This window comes from Diaphorobacter sp. ED-3, from assembly GCF_027625375.1.
GTDB lineage: Bacteria > Pseudomonadota > Gammaproteobacteria > Burkholderiales > Burkholderiaceae_C > Diaphorobacter > Diaphorobacter nitroreducens.
The window spans coordinates 713,674-732,377 of the sequence record NZ_CP115182.1 but is presented as its reverse complement, the minus strand read 5'-3'; the positions used below and the strand labels follow the sequence as shown (position 1 = coordinate 732,377).

Below are 18,704 nucleotides of genomic sequence, written 5' to 3'. Positions count from 1 at the left end.
AGTGGGGGAAATCAGATCCAAGGGAAAAATGGCCTCTAGCCCTTACCCAGTAAGCGCAAGCAGCTATCAATACAGGACTTCCTCTGTCCGCCACGCGACTGCCGTGCCTTTTTTATCTACACCGGCAGGGCGGTAGTGGCCTTGACCCGGTCCAGCACGAAGCTGGTCTTGCAGTCCTGCACGCTGGGGTGCTTGAGCAGCGTGTCCATGATGAAGCGGCTGTAGTGCGCCATGTCGGCCACCACCACGCGCAGCAGGTAGTCCATCTCGCCGGTGAGCGACGCGCACTCCACCACCTCGGGCCAGGTCTGCACGCTGGCGCGGAACAGGTCCATCGGGTTGCGCTTGTGGCTCTCGGTGTGCTTTTCCAGGCGCACGTTCAGGTAGGCGGTCAGTCCCAGGCCCACGCGCTCGGGGCGTACCAGAGCCACGTAGCGGTCAATCACGCCCTCTTCCTCCAGCCGCTTGGCGCGGCGCAACACGGCGCTGGGCGACAGGCCCACCTGTTCGCCGATCACGTCATAGGTCTCGCGGCCGTTGTCCTGCAGGCGGCGCAGGATGGCACGGTCCAGCTTGTCGAGGGCGGGGGTGCGTTCGCTCATGGCGGCGGATTCTAGGCACGCGCCGCACGAGACGCACCCGCGTGTTCCCTAACGCGAAATGGATGCACATCGCATTGACGTTGCGCAACATTCCTGCATATCCACACTCAAACCCGTGCGCATTCGCCAGAAACATGAGCCCCGCCCCTCCTACAGTGAAGCGACACACCCTAAGGAGACTACCGATGACTGCCGCCCTGCCCCTTCGCGCCACCCATGACGCCGACGCCTGGGAGAACCCCATGGGCCTGATGGGCTTCGAGTTCGTGGAGTTCACCTCGCCCACCCCGGGGCTGCTGGAAGCGGTCTTCGAGAAGCTGGGATTCACGCTGGTGGCGCGCCACCGGTCCAAGGACGTGCTGCTGTACCGGCAGAACCAGATCAACTTCATCCTGAACCGCGAGCCGGCCAGCCAGGCCGCGTACTTTGGCGCCGAACACGGCCCCTCGGCCTGCGGGCTGGCCTTTCGCGTGAAGGATTCGCACCAGGCCTACCGGCGTGCGCTGGAGCTGGGCGCCCAGCCGATCGAGATCCCCACCGGCCCCATGGAACTGCGCCTGCCAGCCATCAAGGGCATTGGCGGCGCGCCGCTGTACCTGATCGACCGCTTCGAGGACGGCAAGTCCATCTACGACATCGACTTCGACTTCCTGCCCGGCGTGGACCGGCGCCCTGTGGGGCACGGCCTGAACGAGATCGACCACCTCACGCACAACGTGTACCGGGGCCGCATGGGATTCTGGGCCAATTTCTACGAAAAGCTCTTCAACTTCCGAGAGATCCGCTACTTCGACATCCAGGGCGAGTACACGGGCCTGACGTCGAAGGCCATGACGGCGCCGGACGGCAAGATCCGCATCCCGCTGAACGAAGAGGCCAAGCAGGGCGGCGGGCAGATCGAGGAATTCCTGATGCAGTTCAACGGCGAGGGCATCCAGCACATCGCGCTGATCTGCGACTCGCTCGTCGAGGTGGTGGACAAGCTGGGGCTGGCGGGCGTGCCCCTGGCCCCGGCGCCCAACGACATCTATTACGACATGCTGGACACCCGCCTGCCGAGTCACGGCCAGAACGTGGCGGAACTGCAGGCGCGCGGCATCCTGCTGGACGGCACCACGGCTGACGGCACACCCCGTCTGCTGCTGCAGATCTTCTCCACGCCCATGCTGGGGCCGGTGTTCTTTGAGTTCATCGAACGCCAGGGCAACTACCGCGAGGGTTTCGGCGAAGGCAACTTCAAGGCGCTGTTCGAATCGCTGGAGCGTGACCAGATCCGGCGCGGCGTCCTGCAGACCCAGGCGTGAGCCCTGGGCGTGGCCCGGCCATGGAATGACGCACTGCAACAACGGCTTTCTTTACTGAGCGCCCTTTCAAAGAGACTCGGGAGAAATTCAATGTTGCGTCGCCGTCAATTGGTGGGTTCCCTTGCGCTGTGCATGGCTTGCGCCGTACAGGCACAGAATGCATCCGCCCCCATGACCATCGTGGTGCCCTACGCGGCCGGAGGCCCGCTCGACAAGAGCGCGCGCATCCTGGCCGAAGGGGCGCAGGCCCAGCTCGGACCCATCCAGGTGCAGAACAAGCCGGGCGCCGGCGGCAACCTGGGCGCAGACACGGTGGCCAAGGCGCCCAAGAGCGGCAACCTGCTGGTGATGGGTGCGGTCGCCACCCATGCCGTGAATCCCTGGCTGTACAAGAATTTCCCCTACAACCCGGTCAAGGATTTCACGCCCATCGTGCTCGTCGCCCGCACACCGAACGTGCTGGTGATGAGCGCCGAACGGGCCAAGGCGTTGGATATCAGCACCACCACCGACCTCGTGAAGTACATGAAGGCCCACCCGGACCAGCTCAAGTACGGCTCGGGCGGCAACGGCAGCATCGGCCACATCGCCGGGGAGATGTTCAAGTCGCTCACCAACACGCGCATGCCCCATGCGCCCTTCCAGGGCGCGGGCCCGGCGCTCAAGGCGCTGCAGGACGGCGGCGTGGACATCGTGTTCGACAACCTGGCGTCGTCACTGCCGCTGATCCAGGGCGGCAAGCTCAAGGCGCTGGGCGTGACATCGCTGGGCAGCGACGACGCCCTGCCCCACGTGCCCAGCATCAACAGCGAGGTGCCCGGCTTCAACGTGTCCACCTGGTTCGGGCTGTTTGCCCCCGCCACGCTGCCCGCCGCCGATGCACAGAAGTACGCCACGGCGTTCTCGAAAGCCATGCACTCGCCGGCCGGCAAAGCGCAGTTCCAGAAAATGGGCCTGACGCCCGAAGAACTCACGCTGGGCGGCTTCGGCAGCTTCGTGCGCTCGGAACTGGGCAAGTACGAATTCCTCATCAAGGCCGCCAAGATCCACATCGACTGAACGCCGTCCTGCACTCCCGCCCGCCGGCCCACACCAGGCCGGCGGTGCACGACGACGGCGCGGTTCCAACAAGGAGACAAGCACCATGGGACAAGCCCCCGTCGTCTACGGACAATCCAGCCGCCCGCCGCGCGGCGACTATTCGCGTGCGCAGGAGGATTACACCTGCGCGCAGAACTTCGCGGCCTACACCGCCACCGACCACGACACCTACCACCGCCTGTACCAGCGCCAGTCGGCCCAGCTGCAGGGCCTGGCGAGCGAGGCCTTCATCCAGGCCCTGCCGCTGCTGGGCGCCAAGGAGCGCATCCCGCGCTTCGATGACGTGAACGAGCACCTGTACCGCGCCACGCGCTGGGAGCTGGTGGCCGTGCCGGGGCTGATCCCCGAGGTGCCGTTCTTCTCGCTGCTGGCGAACCGCAAATTCCCGGTCACCGACTGGATCCGCACGCCCCAGGAGTTCGACTACATCGTCGAGCCCGACGTGTTCCACGACCTGTTCGGCCACGTGCCGCTGCTGTTCAACCCGGTGTTTGCCGACTATGTGCAGCGCTATGGCGAAGGAGGCCTGAAAGCGGCGGGACTGGGCGCCTGCGAGATGCTCTCGCGGCTGTACTGGTACACGATCGAGTTCGGCCTGATCCGCGAGCAAGGCGGGCTGCGCGCCTATGGCGCGGGCATCCTCAGCTCGCGCGGCGAACTGCCCTACGCCGTGCACAGCCCCGAGCCGCAGCGCCTGCCACTGGAGCTGGAACGCACCATGCGCACGCGCTACAAGATCGACACCTACCAGCAGACCTACTTCGTGATCGACAGCTTCGAGCAGCTGTTCGAACTCACGGCGCAGGATTTCGCGCCGATCTACGAACGGCTGCGCGGCCAGCCCGAGTTCGCGGCCGATGCGCGCGAGCCGCTCCCGGCCTGAAGCGCGTCGCCGACACGCTCAGGGCTGCTCGAGCAGCGCCAGGCAGTCCTGCAGCACGCGCGGGTGGAACGCCATCTCGACGTGCGCCACCCCCTCGATGAAGCGGTTGTCCGCGCCCTGCAGCATTGCGGCCGCGGGCGGATAGACCACGTTGTCGCAGTTGGAGTACCAGCACACGAAGACTGCGGCGCGTGCCGGCGGCTCGTCTTGCCCCAACTGGCGTACCCAGGGGCCGTGCAACCGCATCTGCCGGCCATTGGTGCTGCGTGCGCCGCGCGCGGGCCAGGTGCCGTGGTGCGGCGATCCCAGCGTGACGATGCGGTGCACGCGCTGCTCGCTGCCCGGCACGGCGCGCAGCCAGGCGCGTGCGGCCAGACCGCCCATGCTGTGGCCCACGATCAGCGGCGCCCGCCCAGTGGCCTCGGCCACGCTGCGCACGGCATCGTCGATGGTGCGGCAGTAATCGTCGATGGAGCCGAAGGCGGGCTCCAGGGTCACGGCCACAAAGGCATGGCCGCGCGCACGCAGCAGCGCCAGCCAGGGCGTCCAGAACCCTCGGTTGCACAGGAAGCCGTGCACCAGCACCACGCCGCGCGGGCCGGGCACGTCCGACGCGCGCGGTGGCAGCCAGTCCGCCACGGCCTGGTGGCGGAACGGCTGCCACCAACCGAAGACCAGGCTGGCCCAGCGTGACTCGGCCCACCAGGCGCGCAGCAGCTGCCCGACGCGCGGACGCGGCGTCGCATCCCCCCGGCAAACCCAGGCCATCAAGAAAAATTGCGGCGCCATGCCCAGGCGGAACATCAGCGGGACCGCGGCCACGCCCGCCAGCGCCAGCGCCGGCGAACGGACCCAGAACCAGGCAATCCACCCCGCGATCAACAGCAGATGCACGGCCACCGCCCAGCGTTGCCAACGCGCGTTCGTCATGAAGCTCCTTGTGGTGGTTGTGGTGTGTCGCTTGGGTGACCTCTGCGGCATCCGGACTAGGACAAGCCCGGTATGGCGCGTGCAAGGCCACTTCCACAATCGGTGCGATCTTGCCCCATACCGCAACGAGGACCCTTGCATGGAACGAATCTGGCTCAAGAACTACCCCGCTGGCGTGCCGCACGACGTGGATGCCGATGCCTACCCCTCGGTGGCGCAGATGCTGGAGGAGTCCTTCCACCGCCACGCCGACAGCCCGTTCTCGGTGTGCATGGACCGGTGGATGAGCTACCGCGAACTCGACCGCCTGTCGGCCCGGCTCGGCGCGTGGCTACAGGGCCAGGGTCTCGCACCCGGTGCGCGCGTGGCCATCATGCTGCCCAACGTGCCGCAGTTCGCGGTGACCATGGCCGCCGTGCTGCGCGCGGGCTACACGTGCGTGAACGTGAACCCGCTGTACACCGCGCGCGAGCTGGAGCACCAGCTCAAGGACTCGGGCGCCACGGCCATCGTCATCCTGGAGAACTTCGCGCACACGCTGGCCGAGGTGATCGACCACACGGCCGTGCAGCATGTGGTGATCGCCTCCATGGGCGACCTGCTGGGCGCCTGGTACGGACGCTGGATCACCTTTGCCGTGCGCCACCTGGCCAAGATGGTGCCCGCGTACGAGCTGCCCCTGACGGGCGGGCGCCAAGTGATCAGTTTCAAGCGCGCGCTGGCCCTGGGCGAGCGGCGCACGCTGACCCCGGCGCGCGTCGCGCCCGACACGCCGGCCTTCCTGCAGTACACGGGCGGCACCACGGGCCTGTCCAAAGGCGCAGTGCTCACCCAGCGCAACATCGTCGCCGCGACGCTGCAGGCCGAGGCCTGGTTCACCCCCGCGCTGGGCAAGATCGGCGACCTGAGCCGCGCCAACAGCATTGCCGCGCTGCCGCTGTACCACATCTTCGCGCTCACGCTGTGCCTGCTGGCCATCCGCCAGGGCTCGCGCCTGACGCTGATCCCGAACCCGCGGGACATCCCCAAGTTCGTGGAGGTGCTGAAGAAGCGCCCCTTCCACATGCTGCCCGCCGTGAACACGCTGTTCAACGCGCTGCTGCAGAACCCGCAGTTCCGCCATCTGGATTTCTCGCAGCTGTGCGTGGCGCAGGCCGGCGGCATGGCCGCGACCGAGGCCACGGCCCAGCAGTGGAAGGCCGTGACGGGCGCCACCATGATCGAAGGCTGGGGCATGAGCGAGACCTGCGCCATCGGCACCAACAACCCGGTGAACAGCACCGCCTTCAGCGGCAGCATCGGCCTGCCGCTGCCGGGCATCGACATCGCCATCAAGGACGACGCAGGCGCGAGCCTGCCCATCGGCTCGGCGGGCGAAATCTGCATCAAGGGCCCCAACGTGATGCCCGGCTACTACAACCAACCCGAGGAAAATGCCAAGGCCTTCACGCCCGACGGCTTCATGCGCACGGGCGACATCGGCGTGATGGACGAGGAGGGCTATACGCGCATCATCGACCGCAAGAAGGACATGATCCTGGTGAGCGGCTTCAACGTCTTCCCCAACGAACTGGAGCAGGTGGTGGCCCTGTGCCCGGGCGTGCTGGAATGCGCCGCCGTGGGCGTGGCCGACGACAAGCAGGGCGAAGCCATCAAGGTGTTCGTGGTGCGCAGCGACCCCTCGCTGACCGAGGACGACGTGGTGCGCTACTGCCATGAACACCTGACCGGCTACAAGCGGCCAAAATACATCGAATTCCGCGACGAACTGCCCAAGACCAACGTGGGCAAGATCCTGCGACGGGAGCTGCGCGACGGCAAGTGATGCCGCGCCCCGGTTACTCCAATTTTCATAGCTGATGCCGCTTGTTCCACCTGCCCTACCGCCGGAAATCATTGTCATCGAGCGCGGCTGGCTGTCGGCCAACAACGTGCTGCTGTTGGGGCGCGACTGCACGGCGCTGGTGGACAGCGGCTACTGCGCCCACGCGCCGCAAACCGTGGCGCTGGTGGAGTCGGCGCTGGACGGGCGTGTGCTGGACCAGTTGCTCAATACCCACCTGCACAGCGACCATTGCGGCGGCAATGCCGCGCTGCAGGCGCGCTGGCCGCAGCTTGCCACCCGCATCCCCCCGGGGCAGTGGGCACAGGTGCAGGACTGGGACCCGGTGGCGCTGAGCTACGTGCCCACCGGCCAAGAGTGCCCGCGCTTTCGTGCCGACGGCGTGCTGCCCCCCGCCACCGAGGTGCAGCTGGGCGACCGCGCGTGGCAGGTGCACGCAGCCCCGGGGCATGACACCCATGCCGTGGTGCTGTTCGAGCCGCGCGCGCGCGTGCTGATCTCGGGCGACGCGCTCTGGGAGAACGGCTTCGGCGTGGTGTTCCCCGAACTGGACGGCGAGCAGGCCTTTGCCGAGGTGGGCGCCACGCTGGACCTGATCGAGCGGCTGAATCCGCTCACCGTGATCCCCGGCCACGGCAGCGTGTTTGGCGACGTGCCCGCCGCGCTGGCGCGGGCGCGGCGCCGGCTGGCGGGTTTCGAGGCCGACCCGGTCAAACACGCGCGCCACGCGGCCAAGGTGCTGCTCAAGTACAAGCTGCTGGAATGGCAGCAGGCGCCGCTGGCGCAAGTGCATGCCTGGTTGGCGGCCACACCGTACTTCGGCATGCTGCACCAGCGACACTTTGCGCAGCAGACCGCATCCGTCTGGGCCGAGCAGCTGATGCAGGAACTGGTGGACGCCGGCGCGGCCCGGCGCGAGGGCCGCGCGCTGCTCAACGCCTGATCGCCCTGCCGCCGTGTGCCATCCGGCAGCGGGGCACGCGCCAGCATTGACCGAATGCTTGCCGCGCTGGGCGGGACTTGGCGGGACTTCGCGCGCCCAACCGTGTGTTTGTTGCCAAACCACCACAAAACACCACTGCTGCTGACGTTTCCGCCACTGTGGGTGAGGCATTTTTGCACTTATTGACGCAAACGAGATTGATTCGCAACAATAATCCCTAGCGAATAATTCCAACCTCTCGTTTCCAGCAATGCCCTCCTCCTCCCCTCTCAAGAAGCCCAAGAGCCTGCGCATGGCCGCAGCCCTGCTGCCGCTGAGCGCCATCGCCCAGGTGCAGCCCACGCCCGCCCCCGTCACCACCCTGCCCACGGTGACGGTGCAGGAGCAGGCCATCGATCCCAACCCCAACGCCGAGGTCGGCGCGCCCTACAAGGCCAAGACCTCCGCCGACACGCGCCACACCCGCCCGCTGGCCGAGACGCCGCAGACCATCCAAGTGGTCACCGGCGAGGCCATCCGCGACTCCGGCGCCACCGACCTCAAGCAGATCCTGGCCGCGCAGCCCGGCATCACCCTGGGAACGGGCGAAAACGGCAACGCCTTTGGCGACCGCTACATCATCCGCGGCCAGGAGGCGCGCTCGGACGTGTTCGTGGACGGCCTGCGCGACCCCGGCATGACCACGCGCGAGAGCTTCGCCATCGAGCAGGTGGAGGTCACCAAGGGCCCCAACTCCAGCTTCGCGGGCCGCGGCTCGGCGGGCGGCGCGGTGAACGCCGTGACCAAGCAGGCCACGCTGGACTATGACTTCACCCGCGTGTCCGCCGGCGTGGGCACCGACAGCCACCACCGCGTGACGCTGGACATGAACAAGGGCTTCACCGACAAGTTCGCCCTGCGCGCCAACGCCCTGACCTCGGGCGAGGACGTGCCGGGCCGCAGCCCCTCGCAGCGCCGCCGCGACGGCCTGGCGCTGTCGGGCCTGTGGGAGCTGAACCAAGACCTGTCCGTCACGCTGGACTACTACGGCCTGCGCGCCAAGGACAAGCATCCCGACCTGGGAGGCTACCTCGTGGGCACGGTGCCCAACCGCCGCCCCGCCACGGGTGTGCCGGTCTATGCGCAGAACAGCGACTTCCTGAATTCCGACGTGGACACGGTCACCGCGCGCATCGCCTACCGCTTTGCGCCCGACCTCAAACTCACCAGCCTGACGCGATACGGCCAGTCGGACAACCGCTACGCCACCACGGGAGCCTCCAACGGCACGGTGCTGGACGCGGCCAACAACCCGATCGGCACGGCCGGCGTGCTGGACGGCGGCCACACCGGCTGGCAGGACGTGAAATATTTCGCGCACCAGAGCAACCTGCGCTGGGACAAGCAGATCGGCAGCCTCAAGCATGAATTCATCTTCGGCTTCGAATACACCGACCACAAGGTGAAGTCCGGCAACTACGGCGTGACCAACACCGGCGCCACCAACTGCCGCGTTTCGGGCCGCAACGGCCCGCAGGCCGGCTGGTGCATCACTGATCTGAACGGCAACCCCGTGAGCAACCTGGGCGACCTGGCCGGCCGCAGCTACGAACGCCGCAGTTGGACACGCGACTGGCGCGTGAAGACCTTCGCGCTGTCGGCCATGGACACGGTGGACCTGACCGACCAGTGGACCGTGTTCGGCGGCCTGCGCGCCGACCACTACGACCTGTCGCTGGACACCCGCAACAACCAGACGGGCGCGATCACGGGCAACTACGGCTTCAACGACACACTGCTCAACGGCCACCTGGGTGTGAGCTACAAGATCAACCCCATGGGTATGGTCTATGCAAGCTACGGCACGGCGCAGGACATCAACGGCGGCGAACCCGACACCGGCACGAGCAGCGGCTACGGCGGCCTGGTGATCCACAACGGCAGCGCCGCCGGCGCCAAGCCCGAGACCTCGCAGAACATCGAGCTGGGCACCAAGTGGAACCTGCTGGACGACAAGCTGCTGGCCACCGCCGCCGTGTTCCAGACCACCAAGGACGACGTGATGGAGGGCGCCAACTACGACACTGAAGGCACCTTCAACACCGGCAAGAACCGCGTGCGCGGCATCGAACTGGGCCTGGCCGGCAATGTCACCAAGAACTTCCAGCTGCAAGCCGGAGCGGCGATTATGAAATCCAAGGTGCTGCGCTCGGCCGTGGCGTCAAACGTGGGCAACCCGCTGTCCAACTTCGCCGACCGCTCCTTCACCGTACAGGGCAAGTACCAGCTCACGCGCGACTTCTCCTTCGGCGCCGTGGCGCGCTACGAGAGCAGCCGCTGCGGCGGCCAGCCCGACACCGGCGCCGGCTACACCAACGGCATGTGCTCGCAGCCGGTGCCCTCGTTCAGCGTGTACGACCTGTTCGCGTCCTACCGCATCAACAAGCACGCCGACCTGCGCCTGAACGTGCTGAACGTGACCGACAAGGACTACTACACCGCCGTGTACCGCTCGGGCGCCTTCCTGTACAAGGGCGACGGCCGCGCAGTGCGCCTGACGCTGAACCTGGACTTGTAATCAAATCGGCCGCTAGCGCTTGATGGACAAGCGCTAGCAGCTATCAAATTTGATGACACCACATATTCCCGCAGGCGTCTGGAACGCCATCGACTACGAGCGGCTCGCGCCCCAGCACATGGACGCGGGCCGTCTTGCCTATGTGGCCGGCGGCTGCGGCTGGGACCGCACGGTGGCCGCCAACCGCGCCGCCTTCGCCGCCTGGGCCATCGTGCCGCGCCTGCTGCGCGACGTGCGCGGCGGCCACACGCGGCTCACGCTGGGTGGGCTGGACCTGCCCCACCCGCTGCTGCTGGCCCCGGTGGCGCACCAGCGCCTGGCCCACTCCGAGGCAGAAGTCGCCACCGCCCGCGCCGCCCAGGCCACGGGCACCTGCCTGGTGGCCAGCACGCTGTCGTCGTGCACGCTGGAGGCAATCGCGGGTGCCGCCGGCCCCGCGCGCTGGTTCCAGCTGTACCTGCAGCCCGAGCGAAAACACACGCTCGCCCTTCTGCGCCGCGCCGAGGCCGCGGGCTACCGCGCCATCGTGCTCACGCTGGACGCCAGCATCCAGCTGGCCAGCCGCAGCGCGCTGCAGGCGGGTTTTGTGATGCCCGCCGACTGCACGCCCGCCAACCTGGCGGCCTACCCACCGCCCGCGCCGCCCGTACTGGGCGCGGACGACAGCCGCATCTTCCAGGGCGCCATGCGCCACGCCCCTACCTGGGACGACCTGCGCTGGCTGCTGGGCGAGACCCGCCTGCCCGTATGGATCAAGGGCGTCATGCACCCCGACGACGCCCGCGCGCTGCAGGCGGCGGGCGCGGCCGGCCTCATCGTCTCCAACCACGGCGGGCGCAGCCTGGACGGCGCGCCCGCGTCCCTGCATCGCCTGCCCGCCGTGCGCGCCGCCGTGGGCGAGGGCTACCCCGTGCTGCTGGACGGCGGCGTGCGCAGCGGCGCCGACGCCTTCAAGGCCCTGGCCCTGGGGGCCGACGCCGTGCTCATCGGGCGCCTGCAGATGTACGCTCTGGCCGTGGCGGGTGCGCTGGGCGTGGCCCACATGCTGCAGCTGCTGACCGAGGAGCTGCACGCCTGCATGGCCCAGGCCGGCTGTGCCCAGCTCTGCGACATCACCCCCAATTGCCTCACACCGCAACCACCATGCTGATCTCCATCGACCAGGTCCTCTCCAAGACGGAGGTGCGCGACTTTCGCGCCCAACTGGACGCCGCCGCCTGGGACGACGGCGCCGCCACCGCCGGCACGCTGGCCAAGAGCGTCAAGCGCAACCAGCAGATCACCGACGGCAGCGAACTCTGCCAGCGCCTGGGCCAGCACATCCTGCGCCGGCTGAGCAGCACGCCGCTGTTCATCAGCGCCGCGCTGCCGCGCACCATCTACCCGCCGAAGTTCAACCGCTACGCCGACGGCGGCACCTACGGCGCGCACGTGGACAGCGCGCTCATGTTCCTGCCCGGCAGCCACCAGCAGATGCGCACCGACCTGTCGGCCACGCTGTTCCTGGCCGAGCCCGAGGAATACGACGGCGGCGAGCTGGAAGTGGAGGGCCCCTTCGGCGTGCAGGCCGTGAAGCTGGCCGCCGGCGACATGGTGCTGTACCCCTCCAGCAGCCTGCACCGCGTCACGCCCGTCACGCGCGGGGCGCGCGTGGCATCGTTCTTCTGGATCGAGAGCCTGGTGCAGGACGAGGGCGAGCGCACGCTGCTGTTCGACCTGGACCAGTCCATCCAGCAACTCACGCCGCTGGTGGCGCCCGACGACCCGCGCCTGGTACAGCTCACGGGCGTGTACCACAACCTGCTGCGCCGCTGGGCCAGGCCCTGAGCACACCGGCGAACGATCACCGCAACCCATTCCTTCCCGGCAAGAAAGAGAGCCCCGCATGACATCCTGGATCCCGCACATCGCCGCCCTGGCGCTCGCCGTCTCGGCCAGCAGCGCCTTCGCCCACGGCAAGGTCACCTGCCCCGAGCATCCCCCCGCCGAATGGCGACCGCACACCGAGCTGGAGCAGAAGCTGGTGAAGGAAGGCTGGACCGTGCGCCGCATGGAAAAGACCGAAACCTGCTACGAGGTCTACGGCAAAGACCCGCAGGGCAAGCGGGTGGAAGCCTTCTTCGACCCCAAGACGCTTGAGCGCGTTCAAGACTGACGGTGCGCGCGCCACCGGCGCACCGCTGCGCGTGTGGGACCGGCCCGTGCGCCTGCTGCACTGGGGCCTGGCCGCGTGCGTGGCCATGGCCTGGTGGAGCAGCGACGACACCGGCCCGCTGCACGAGCGCGTGGGCTACGTGGCCCTGGCCCTGCTGGCCGCGCGCGTGGCGTGGGGATTCGGCGGCAGCCGCTATGCGCGCTTCGCCCAGTTCGTGCGCACGCCGGCGGCCACGCTGGCCTATGCGCGCCTGGCGCTGGCGGGCCATGCGCCGCGCTACCTCGGCCACAACCCGCTGGGCGCCTGGATGGTGCTGGCACTGCTGGCGATCATGGCGTTGCTGGGCTTCACCGGCTGGCTCTACACCACCGACCGGTTCTGGGGCTATGGCTGGCTGGCCCACCTGCACCAGTCGCTGGGCTGGGCCCTGCTGGCCTGCGTGGCCCTGCATGTGGGCGGTGTGCTATGGACCTGCCTGCAGCACCGCGAGAACCTGGTGCGCGCCATGGTCACCGGCCGCAAGGCGCCGCCGCGGGGTGACGATGTGGCATGAAAAATGGCTCCAGCGCTTATCCAGCAAGCGCTAAAAGCTCCTTTTTATATAGCGCAGCAGGCCCTCAAGGCAGATTCAAGGCAGATCCTTGTTCGGCTCCGGCGCGCGCGCGTCGCGCGGGCCCACCGTGCCCAGCCGGCTCTTGAGCGACTGCGGCTGGCCGGTGAGGATGGCGGCGTAGTTCACCGTGTTGGCCAGCACCTTCTTCACATAGTCGCGCGTCTCGCTGAAGGGCACGTTCTCGGCCCAGATGGCCGCGTCCAGCACCGGGCCGTTGCGCCAGTTGCGCGGGCGGCCCGGACCGGCGTTGTAGGCTGCCGCCGCCAGGGGCATGGAACCGTCGAAGTCGTCCAGCGCCAGCTTCAGATAGGCGGTGCCGATGGTGATGTTGGTGTCGCGGTCGTAGAGCTGCTGGGGGGAGAAGCCCTCCAGGCCGATCTTGCGCGCCGTCCAGCGCGCGGTGGCGGGCATCACCTGCATCAGGCCCGACGCGCCCACGCCCGAGCGGGCATCCATGATGAAGCGGCTTTCCTGGCGGATCAGGCCATAGACATAGGCCGGGTCCAGCCCGATGCCGCGCGCGCGCTCCACCACGGCGGAGCGGAACGGCATCGGAAAGCGCTGCGCCGCGTCGATCACGCCCTTGGTGCGCTCGCTGGTGTTGATGCAGCGGTCCCACACCTCGCGCTGGCAGGCGAAGTCGGCCGCCGCCAGCAGCTCGCGCTCGCCCATGCCGCCAGGGGTGTGCAGGTTGGTGGTGTAGTTCCACTCGCGCACGCCTTCGCTGCGCAGGCCCATCAGGATGGCGTACAGCGCACGGTTCAGGCCGGGGTTGGCGCGCGCGGTGGCTTTTTCTTCCTCGGTCAGCGGTGCGGGCGCCGGGGGCTGCGTGACGCGCTCGCCCAGCTCCTCCAGCGCCAGCTGTTCATAAAAACCCGTGGTGCCGGCGATGCGCGCATACAGCTGGCGCGCGGCCGCGCGATCGTCGTCGCCGGGGCGGTTGGCCATGAGGGCGCGCGCCTTCCAGTACGTCCAGACGCTTTCCTGGCGCGCCGCGGGGCTCATGGCATCGATGCTGCGGCCCACCAGCTTCCATTGCCCGGCCCGCAGCGCGGCGCGCGTGCGCCAGGCCAGCATGTCGTCGGTCAGGTCGGCGTCGCGGCCCACGTTGGCGTAGTAGCTGAGCGCATCGGGCGACAGCGCCGTGGCGGCCTGCTTGCCGATCAGGCCCCAGAGCCAGTTGCGCTCCTCGGCCGACAGGTGCGGCCCCCATTTGCTGTCCAGCAGGCTGGCGGCGTTGGCGACATCGCTCATGGCCATGCGGGTCAGCGCCAGCACCACCAGTTCCTGGCGCTCCTTGCCACGCGCCGTGGCGCGGCCCGTGAGGTACTTGGTGGGCGAATCCAGCGCCTCGCGCAGTTGCGGCAGCGCATCGGGCGCGACGATTTCCACCGCCTTGCGCACCACGCGCAGGCGGTTGGCCTCTGCGCCCAGACGCGCCTTGCGCCACACGTCCAGGGGCTTGATTTTCTTGGCGGCCAGCATCTCGGCGGCGGCACTGGAGCAGCCGTCGTCCAGCTCGCGCAGCGCATACCAGTGGCGCAGCATCTCAGCGCCGGCACTCTCGGCAGCCGTGCCCTTGATCTGCTCGATCGCGAGCGCGTAGCAATGCACCTCGCGGTCATCGCCCATGCGGAACTGCGGGTGAAATTCTGCGAACTGGTCCCAGTCGCGGCGTTGGCCCAGCAGCAGCAGCCAGTCGTTGCGCAGGCGGTCTTCCTGGTAGGTGCCAGCCCAGCGCTGCAGGAAGGCGGTCACTTCGGAGGGTTGGGCCTCCTCCAGCCGCGCACGCAGTTCCCAGTACGCGGCCCAGGGCTCCAGGGCATGGCCGCGCGCGCCCGGCAGCAGCGCGGCAAGCCTCTGCTTGTCGCCCTTGCGGAAGGCCTTTTGCATCTCCAGGACGGTGTCATCGCCGCGGTTTTGCGCCCCGGCCCACGGCGCGGCGGTGGCCAGGGCAGCGCCGGCGATCAGCGGTGTCAGAATCTTCATCCAAAGCATTGGGGGATTATGTGATGGACAAAGCAGCCCTGCGCCGCGCATTGGTAGAACAGCGCCTGAATCTGCCGGACCGCCTGCAGCGCGCCGACCAGTTGCAACGCGTGATGCGCATCTGGCTGGTGGACCGCCCGGACACCATCATCGGCGGCTACTGGCCGATCAAGGGTGAGTTCGATCCGCTGCCCGCGCTGCACCGCTGGAAGGAAGATGGCGAGTTGCTGGACGAGCCCCAGCTGCGCCGCATCGGCCTGCCCGTGGTGGACAAGGTGCACAAGACGCTCACCTTCCACGCCTGGTATCCCGGCTGCCCCATGGAGGAAGACGCCTACGGCATCCCCAAGCCCAAGGACACCGAGCTCATCCACCCCACGCTGCTGTTCGTGCCCTGCGTGGGCTACGGCCCGGGCGGCTACCGCCTGGGCTACGGCGGGGGCTTCTACGACCGCACGCTGGCGACGCTGCAGCCCCGCCCCGCCACCGTGGGCCTGGGGTTCACCCACGGCTACCTGGACGACTTCGAGCCCGAGGCACACGATCTGCCGCTGGACGCCATACTCAACGACAACGGCGTGGTCTGGCCGGTTTGACGCTTCAAAAACAAGAGCGATTTGCGCTTGGCATACGGTGCTTTCAAGCAAATAACGAGCTCAAACCCTGTGATTACGGGCGCGAGCAGCTCTTTTTAACGTAGCACCACAGGATCAAGGAACCCCTCCATGCTCCAGCTCTACATTGGCAACAAGAACTACTCCTCCTGGTCCATGCGCCCCTGGGTGCTGCTGCGCCAGGCCGGCATCGCGTTCGAGGAAGTGCCCGTGCGCTTTGACAGCTTCGATGCCAATTCGCAGTTCAAGCGCCAGCTCAAGGCCGTCACCCCCGTGGCCAAGGTGCCCGTGCTGGTGGATGGGGACATTACCGTCTGGGACAGCCTGGCCATCGCCGAATACCTGGCCGAGCAGCACCCCGACAAGCACCTGTGGCCCCAGGACAAGGCCGCGCGCGCCCGCGCCCGCAGCGTGGTGGCCGAGATGCACAGTGGCTTCGGCGCGCTGCGCAGCCACTGCGGCATGAACATCGAGGCCCGCCTGCCCGAAGTGGGCGAGATCGTGTGGCGAGACCAGCCCGCCGTGCGCGCCGACGTGCAGCGCCTGGTGGACATGTGGAGCGAGCTGCTGGACCAGCACGGCGGCCCCATGCTGTTCGGCCAGTTCAGCATTGCCGACGCGTTCTATGCGCCGGTGTGCATGCGTCTGGCCACCTTTGCCCTGCCCGTGCCTGGACACATCACCGCCTATGTGCAGCGCGTGCAGCAGTTGCCGGGCGTGAAGGCCTGGATCGACGGCGCACTGGCCGAGCAGGACTTCGTGCCGTTCGACGAGCCCTACCGCGCACGGCGCGGCTAGCCCGCCGGCGCAGTGCCATGAAACTGCACATCCTGTCCGACCTGCACCTGGGCGTGCAGGGCATGGAGCATCCGCGCACCGACGCGGATGTGGTGATCCTCGCGGGCGACATTGCCCGCCCCGCGGCCGCCGTGGCCTGGGCGCAGGGCTTCGCCAAGCCGGTGCTGTACGTGCCGGGCAACCACGAGTTCTACGGCTCCAGCCTGCAGGACACCGCGCAAGAGCTGCGCCGTCTGTGCGAAGGCAGCCCCGTGCACCTGCTGGACAACCGCAGCCTGGTGCTGCAGGGCGTGCGCTTCATCGGCAGCACCCTGTGGAGCGACTTCCGCGTGGCCGGCGATGGCGCCGCCCGCACCGAGGCCATGGCCCAGGCCCAGCAGTTCATGCGCGACTTCAGCCGCATACGCGCGGGTGGTGAAGACGGCGGGGCGCTCTTCACGCCCCAGCATGCGGCCGAACTGTTCGACGCCAACGCCCGCTGGCTGGCGCGCGAACTCGCCCAGCCCTTTGCCGGCCCCACCGTGGTCGTCACCCACCACGCGCCTTCGCCACACAGCATCCACCCGCGCTTTGCGGGCTCGCCCATCAACGCCGCCTTCGTGTCCGACGCACAGGCCCTGGTCGAGGGCAGCGGCGCGCGGCTGTGGGTGCATGGGCACACGCACGACAGCTTCGACTACCGGCTGCACGGCACACGCGTGCTGTGCAACCCGCGCGGCTATGCCAAGGATGGGCAGGTGGAGAACGCGCGGTTCAACCCCCACCTGGTTGTAGAGGTGGCGTAACCACCAGTCAGGCCAACGCGCCGAAAGGCCTGTACCACGGCCGACGACACCACCCACCTGCGTGCCCGCGTTCCGCTGGCCGAGGGCACCATGGCTTTTCACCTGGACAAGCCTGTGGGTTGCGCCTGCAAACCGGCCGTGGTCGCACGCTGCGCGCGGCGGACGACGCCGGCATCGACGAGGACGATCTGCGCAGCGAAGAATGCTTCGGCTACTGCCACCTGCGCCCTGCCTCGTCCAGCGGGGCGGCAGTCCTGGCGATGACGTGCGGACAGCGACCGATTCCAGGTTGAATACACTGCACCCATGCAGATTTACATGGTGGGCGGCGCCGTGCGCGACCGGCTGTTGGGCCGCCCCGTCAATGACCACGACTGGGTCGTCGTCGGCGCCACGCCCGACGACATGGTGGCACGCGGCTACCTGCCCGTGGGGCGCGACTTCCCCGTCTTCCTCCACCCCGAGACGCGCGAGGAATACGCGCTGGCGCGCACCGAGCGCAAGAGCGGGCGCGGCTACCGCGGCTTCGTGGTGCAGACGTCGCCCGACGTGACACTGGAAGAAGACCTGTCACGGCGCGACCTTACTATCAATGCAATAGCTGCCAGCGCTGACTGGACGGGCGCTGGAGACCTGTTTGACCCTTATGGCGGCGCGCGCGACCTGCAGGCGCGGGTACTGCGCCATGTGACCGACTCCTTCCGCGAGGACCCGGTGCGCATCCTGCGCGTGGCGCGCTTTGCGGCGCGTTTCACCGACTTCACCGTAGCGCCCGAGACGATGCAGCTCATGCGCGAGATGGTGCACGACGGCGAGGCCGACCACCTGGTGCCCGAGCGCGTGTGGCAGGAATTGGCGCGCGGGCTCATGGAGCCGCAGCCCTCGCGCATGTTCGACGTGCTGCGCGACTGTGGCGCGCTGGCCGTCGTGCTGCCCGAGGTCGAGCGCCTGTGGGGCGTACCCCAGCGCCCCGAATACCACCCCGAAGTGGACACCGGCGTGCACCTGATGATGGTGCTGGACATGGCAGCCCATTTGCAGGCCCCGCTCGCCGTGCGCTTCGCCTGCCTCACGCACGACTTGGGAAAAGGCACCACGCCGCACGACGTGCTGCCGCGCCATATCGGCCATGAGCAGCGCAGCGCGCGGCTGCTCAAGGCCGTGTGCGAACGCTTGCGCGTGCCGGTGGAATGCCGCGAACTGGCCGACGTGGTGGCGCGCGAGCACGGCAACATCCACCGCAGCGGCGACCTGGGCGCTGCCGCGCTGGTGCGCCTGCTGGAGCGCTGCGACGCCATCCGCAAACCCGCGCGGCTGGACGAGATCCTGCTGGCCTGCGAATGCGATGCGCGCGGACGCCTGGGTTTTGCCGATCGGCCCTACCCGCAGCGCGCGCGCATCAACGCCGCGCTCGCGGCCGTGCAGTCGGTCACCACCAGCAGCGTGGCTGCGCACGCTGCGCAACTGGGCCTGAGCGGCCCCAAGGTGGGCGAGATGATTCACGCCGCCCGCGTACAGGCCGTGGCCGACTGGCTTCACACCACCGCGCAGCCTGCCCCAGAGCCTCGGGGCGACGCTGGCTGAGCA

The 18,704-nt window shown here is 68.3% G+C and carries 18 protein-coding genes; 15 read left to right on the top strand and 3 right to left on the bottom strand.

Annotation, left to right across the window (positions count from 1 at the left end; genetic code table 11):
* Window positions 1–116: 116 nt before the first annotated feature.
* Window positions 117–602 (bottom strand): Lrp/AsnC family transcriptional regulator, encoded by a 486-nt coding sequence (locus PCQ86_RS03600; protein ID WP_011803980.1) that lies wholly within the window; start codon window positions 600–602, stop codon window positions 117–119.
* A 185-nt stretch (window positions 603–787) separates the two neighbouring features.
* Here PCQ86_RS03600 and hppD point away from each other — a divergent pair, with 185 nt between their 5' ends.
* The 3 genes from hppD (at window position 788) to phhA (ending at window position 3,890) form a co-directional block, all read left to right on the top strand.
* Entirely contained in the window at window positions 788–1,906 is a 1,119-nt protein-coding gene (gene hppD, locus PCQ86_RS03595) for a 4-hydroxyphenylpyruvate dioxygenase (protein ID WP_011803979.1), read from the top strand.
* A gap of 90 nt (window positions 1,907–1,996) precedes the next feature.
* Entirely contained in the window at window positions 1,997–2,965 is a 969-nt protein-coding gene (locus PCQ86_RS03590; protein ID WP_172205772.1) for a Bug family tripartite tricarboxylate transporter substrate binding protein, read from the top strand.
* A gap of 85 nt (window positions 2,966–3,050) precedes the next feature.
* Window positions 3,051–3,890 (top strand): phenylalanine 4-monooxygenase, encoded by an 840-nt coding sequence (phhA, locus tag PCQ86_RS03585; protein WP_270174883.1) that lies wholly within the window; start codon window positions 3,051–3,053, stop codon window positions 3,888–3,890.
* An 18-nt stretch (window positions 3,891–3,908) separates the two neighbouring features.
* Here phhA and PCQ86_RS03580 read toward each other — a convergent pair whose 3' ends face one another.
* On the bottom strand, window positions 3,909–4,820 hold the full coding sequence (locus tag PCQ86_RS03580; RefSeq protein WP_270174882.1) for an esterase/lipase family protein: 912 nt from the start codon (window positions 4,818–4,820) through the stop codon (window positions 3,909–3,911).
* Window positions 4,821–4,959: 139 nt separating this feature from the next.
* Between PCQ86_RS03580 and PCQ86_RS03575 the strand changes: the two genes are divergently transcribed.
* From PCQ86_RS03575 to PCQ86_RS03545, 7 genes are all read left to right on the top strand, one after another.
* Window positions 4,960–6,645 (top strand): AMP-binding protein, encoded by a 1,686-nt coding sequence (locus PCQ86_RS03575; protein WP_047350070.1) that lies wholly within the window; start codon window positions 4,960–4,962, stop codon window positions 6,643–6,645.
* Between the two features lie 34 nt (window positions 6,646–6,679).
* Window positions 6,680–7,606 carry an MBL fold metallo-hydrolase gene (locus tag PCQ86_RS03570; RefSeq protein WP_270174881.1) on the top strand — a complete coding sequence of 309 codons (927 nt, stop codon included), beginning with the start codon at window positions 6,680–6,682 and terminating at the stop codon, window positions 7,604–7,606.
* A 250-nt stretch (window positions 7,607–7,856) separates the two neighbouring features.
* Window positions 7,857–10,163 carry a TonB-dependent receptor gene (locus PCQ86_RS03565; protein ID WP_270174880.1) on the top strand — a complete coding sequence of 769 codons (2,307 nt, stop codon included), beginning with the start codon at window positions 7,857–7,859 and terminating at the stop codon, window positions 10,161–10,163.
* 52 nt (window positions 10,164–10,215) lie between these two features.
* Window positions 10,216–11,313 carry an alpha-hydroxy acid oxidase gene (locus PCQ86_RS03560; RefSeq protein ID WP_270174879.1) on the top strand — a complete coding sequence of 366 codons (1,098 nt, stop codon included), beginning with the start codon at window positions 10,216–10,218 and terminating at the stop codon, window positions 11,311–11,313.
* Window positions 11,307–11,990: a Fe2+-dependent dioxygenase gene (locus PCQ86_RS03555; RefSeq protein ID WP_103738538.1), complete on the top strand. Its 684-nt coding sequence runs from the start codon at window positions 11,307–11,309 to the stop codon at window positions 11,988–11,990. The genes PCQ86_RS03560 and PCQ86_RS03555 overlap by 7 nt, the downstream gene beginning before the upstream one ends.
* 58 nt (window positions 11,991–12,048) lie before the next feature.
* Window positions 12,049–12,318, top strand: coding sequence for a PepSY domain-containing protein (locus PCQ86_RS03550; RefSeq protein WP_011803970.1), 270 nt, complete (start codon window positions 12,049–12,051; stop codon window positions 12,316–12,318).
* Entirely contained in the window at window positions 12,299–12,871 is a 573-nt protein-coding gene (locus PCQ86_RS03545) for a cytochrome b/b6 domain-containing protein (RefSeq protein WP_270174878.1), read from the top strand. Before PCQ86_RS03550 ends, PCQ86_RS03545 begins: the two co-directional genes overlap by 20 nt.
* 75 nt (window positions 12,872–12,946) lie before the next feature.
* Here PCQ86_RS03545 and PCQ86_RS03540 read toward each other — a convergent pair whose 3' ends face one another.
* Window positions 12,947–14,929 carry a lytic transglycosylase domain-containing protein gene (locus PCQ86_RS03540; RefSeq protein ID WP_270174877.1) on the bottom strand — a complete coding sequence of 661 codons (1,983 nt, stop codon included), beginning with the start codon at window positions 14,927–14,929 and terminating at the stop codon, window positions 12,947–12,949.
* Window positions 14,930–14,943: 14 nt separating this feature from the next.
* On the opposite strand from PCQ86_RS03540, the gene PCQ86_RS03535 reads away from it, so the two are divergent.
* From PCQ86_RS03535 to PCQ86_RS03515, 5 genes are all read left to right on the top strand, one after another.
* Window positions 14,944–15,516 carry a 5-formyltetrahydrofolate cyclo-ligase gene (locus tag PCQ86_RS03535; protein WP_270174876.1) on the top strand — a complete coding sequence of 191 codons (573 nt, stop codon included), beginning with the start codon at window positions 14,944–14,946 and terminating at the stop codon, window positions 15,514–15,516.
* Between the two features lie 129 nt (window positions 15,517–15,645).
* Window positions 15,646–16,332 (top strand): glutathione S-transferase family protein, encoded by a 687-nt coding sequence (locus tag PCQ86_RS03530; protein WP_270174875.1) that lies wholly within the window; start codon window positions 15,646–15,648, stop codon window positions 16,330–16,332.
* 17 nt (window positions 16,333–16,349) lie between these two features.
* Entirely contained in the window at window positions 16,350–17,117 is a 768-nt protein-coding gene (locus PCQ86_RS03525) for a metallophosphoesterase family protein (protein WP_088887710.1), read from the top strand.
* Between the two features lie 119 nt (window positions 17,118–17,236).
* Window positions 17,237–17,410: a hypothetical protein gene (locus PCQ86_RS03520; RefSeq protein ID WP_270174874.1), complete on the top strand. Its 174-nt coding sequence runs from the start codon at window positions 17,237–17,239 to the stop codon at window positions 17,408–17,410.
* A gap of 13 nt (window positions 17,411–17,423) precedes the next feature.
* Window positions 17,424–18,701, top strand: coding sequence for a multifunctional CCA addition/repair protein (locus PCQ86_RS03515; protein ID WP_270174873.1), 1,278 nt, complete (start codon window positions 17,424–17,426; stop codon window positions 18,699–18,701).
* The last annotated feature ends 3 nt before the right edge of the window (window positions 18,702–18,704 follow it).

Coding starts and splice junctions, on each gene's coding strand:
- PCQ86_RS03600 (WP_011803980.1), bottom strand. CDS start 602: ATGAGCGAACGCACCCCCGCCCTCGACAAGCTGGACCGTGCCATCCTG.
- hppD (WP_011803979.1), top strand. CDS start 788: ATGACTGCCGCCCTGCCCCTTCGCGCCACCCATGACGCCGACGCCTGG.
- PCQ86_RS03590 (WP_172205772.1), top strand. CDS start 1,997: ATGTTGCGTCGCCGTCAATTGGTGGGTTCCCTTGCGCTGTGCATGGCT.
- phhA (WP_270174883.1), top strand. CDS start 3,051: ATGGGACAAGCCCCCGTCGTCTACGGACAATCCAGCCGCCCGCCGCGC.
- PCQ86_RS03580 (WP_270174882.1), bottom strand. CDS start 4,820: ATGACGAACGCGCGTTGGCAACGCTGGGCGGTGGCCGTGCATCTGCTG.
- PCQ86_RS03575 (WP_047350070.1), top strand. CDS start 4,960: ATGGAACGAATCTGGCTCAAGAACTACCCCGCTGGCGTGCCGCACGAC.
- PCQ86_RS03570 (WP_270174881.1), top strand. CDS start 6,680: ATGCCGCTTGTTCCACCTGCCCTACCGCCGGAAATCATTGTCATCGAG.
- PCQ86_RS03565 (WP_270174880.1), top strand. CDS start 7,857: ATGCCCTCCTCCTCCCCTCTCAAGAAGCCCAAGAGCCTGCGCATGGCC.
- PCQ86_RS03560 (WP_270174879.1), top strand. CDS start 10,216: ATGACACCACATATTCCCGCAGGCGTCTGGAACGCCATCGACTACGAG.
- PCQ86_RS03555 (WP_103738538.1), top strand. CDS start 11,307: ATGCTGATCTCCATCGACCAGGTCCTCTCCAAGACGGAGGTGCGCGAC.
- PCQ86_RS03550 (WP_011803970.1), top strand. CDS start 12,049: ATGACATCCTGGATCCCGCACATCGCCGCCCTGGCGCTCGCCGTCTCG.
- PCQ86_RS03540 (WP_270174877.1), bottom strand. CDS start 14,929: ATGCTTTGGATGAAGATTCTGACACCGCTGATCGCCGGCGCTGCCCTG.
- PCQ86_RS03535 (WP_270174876.1), top strand. CDS start 14,944: ATGGACAAAGCAGCCCTGCGCCGCGCATTGGTAGAACAGCGCCTGAAT.
- PCQ86_RS03530 (WP_270174875.1), top strand. CDS start 15,646: ATGCTCCAGCTCTACATTGGCAACAAGAACTACTCCTCCTGGTCCATG.
- PCQ86_RS03525 (WP_088887710.1), top strand. CDS start 16,350: ATGAAACTGCACATCCTGTCCGACCTGCACCTGGGCGTGCAGGGCATG.
- PCQ86_RS03515 (WP_270174873.1), top strand. CDS start 17,424: ATGCAGATTTACATGGTGGGCGGCGCCGTGCGCGACCGGCTGTTGGGC.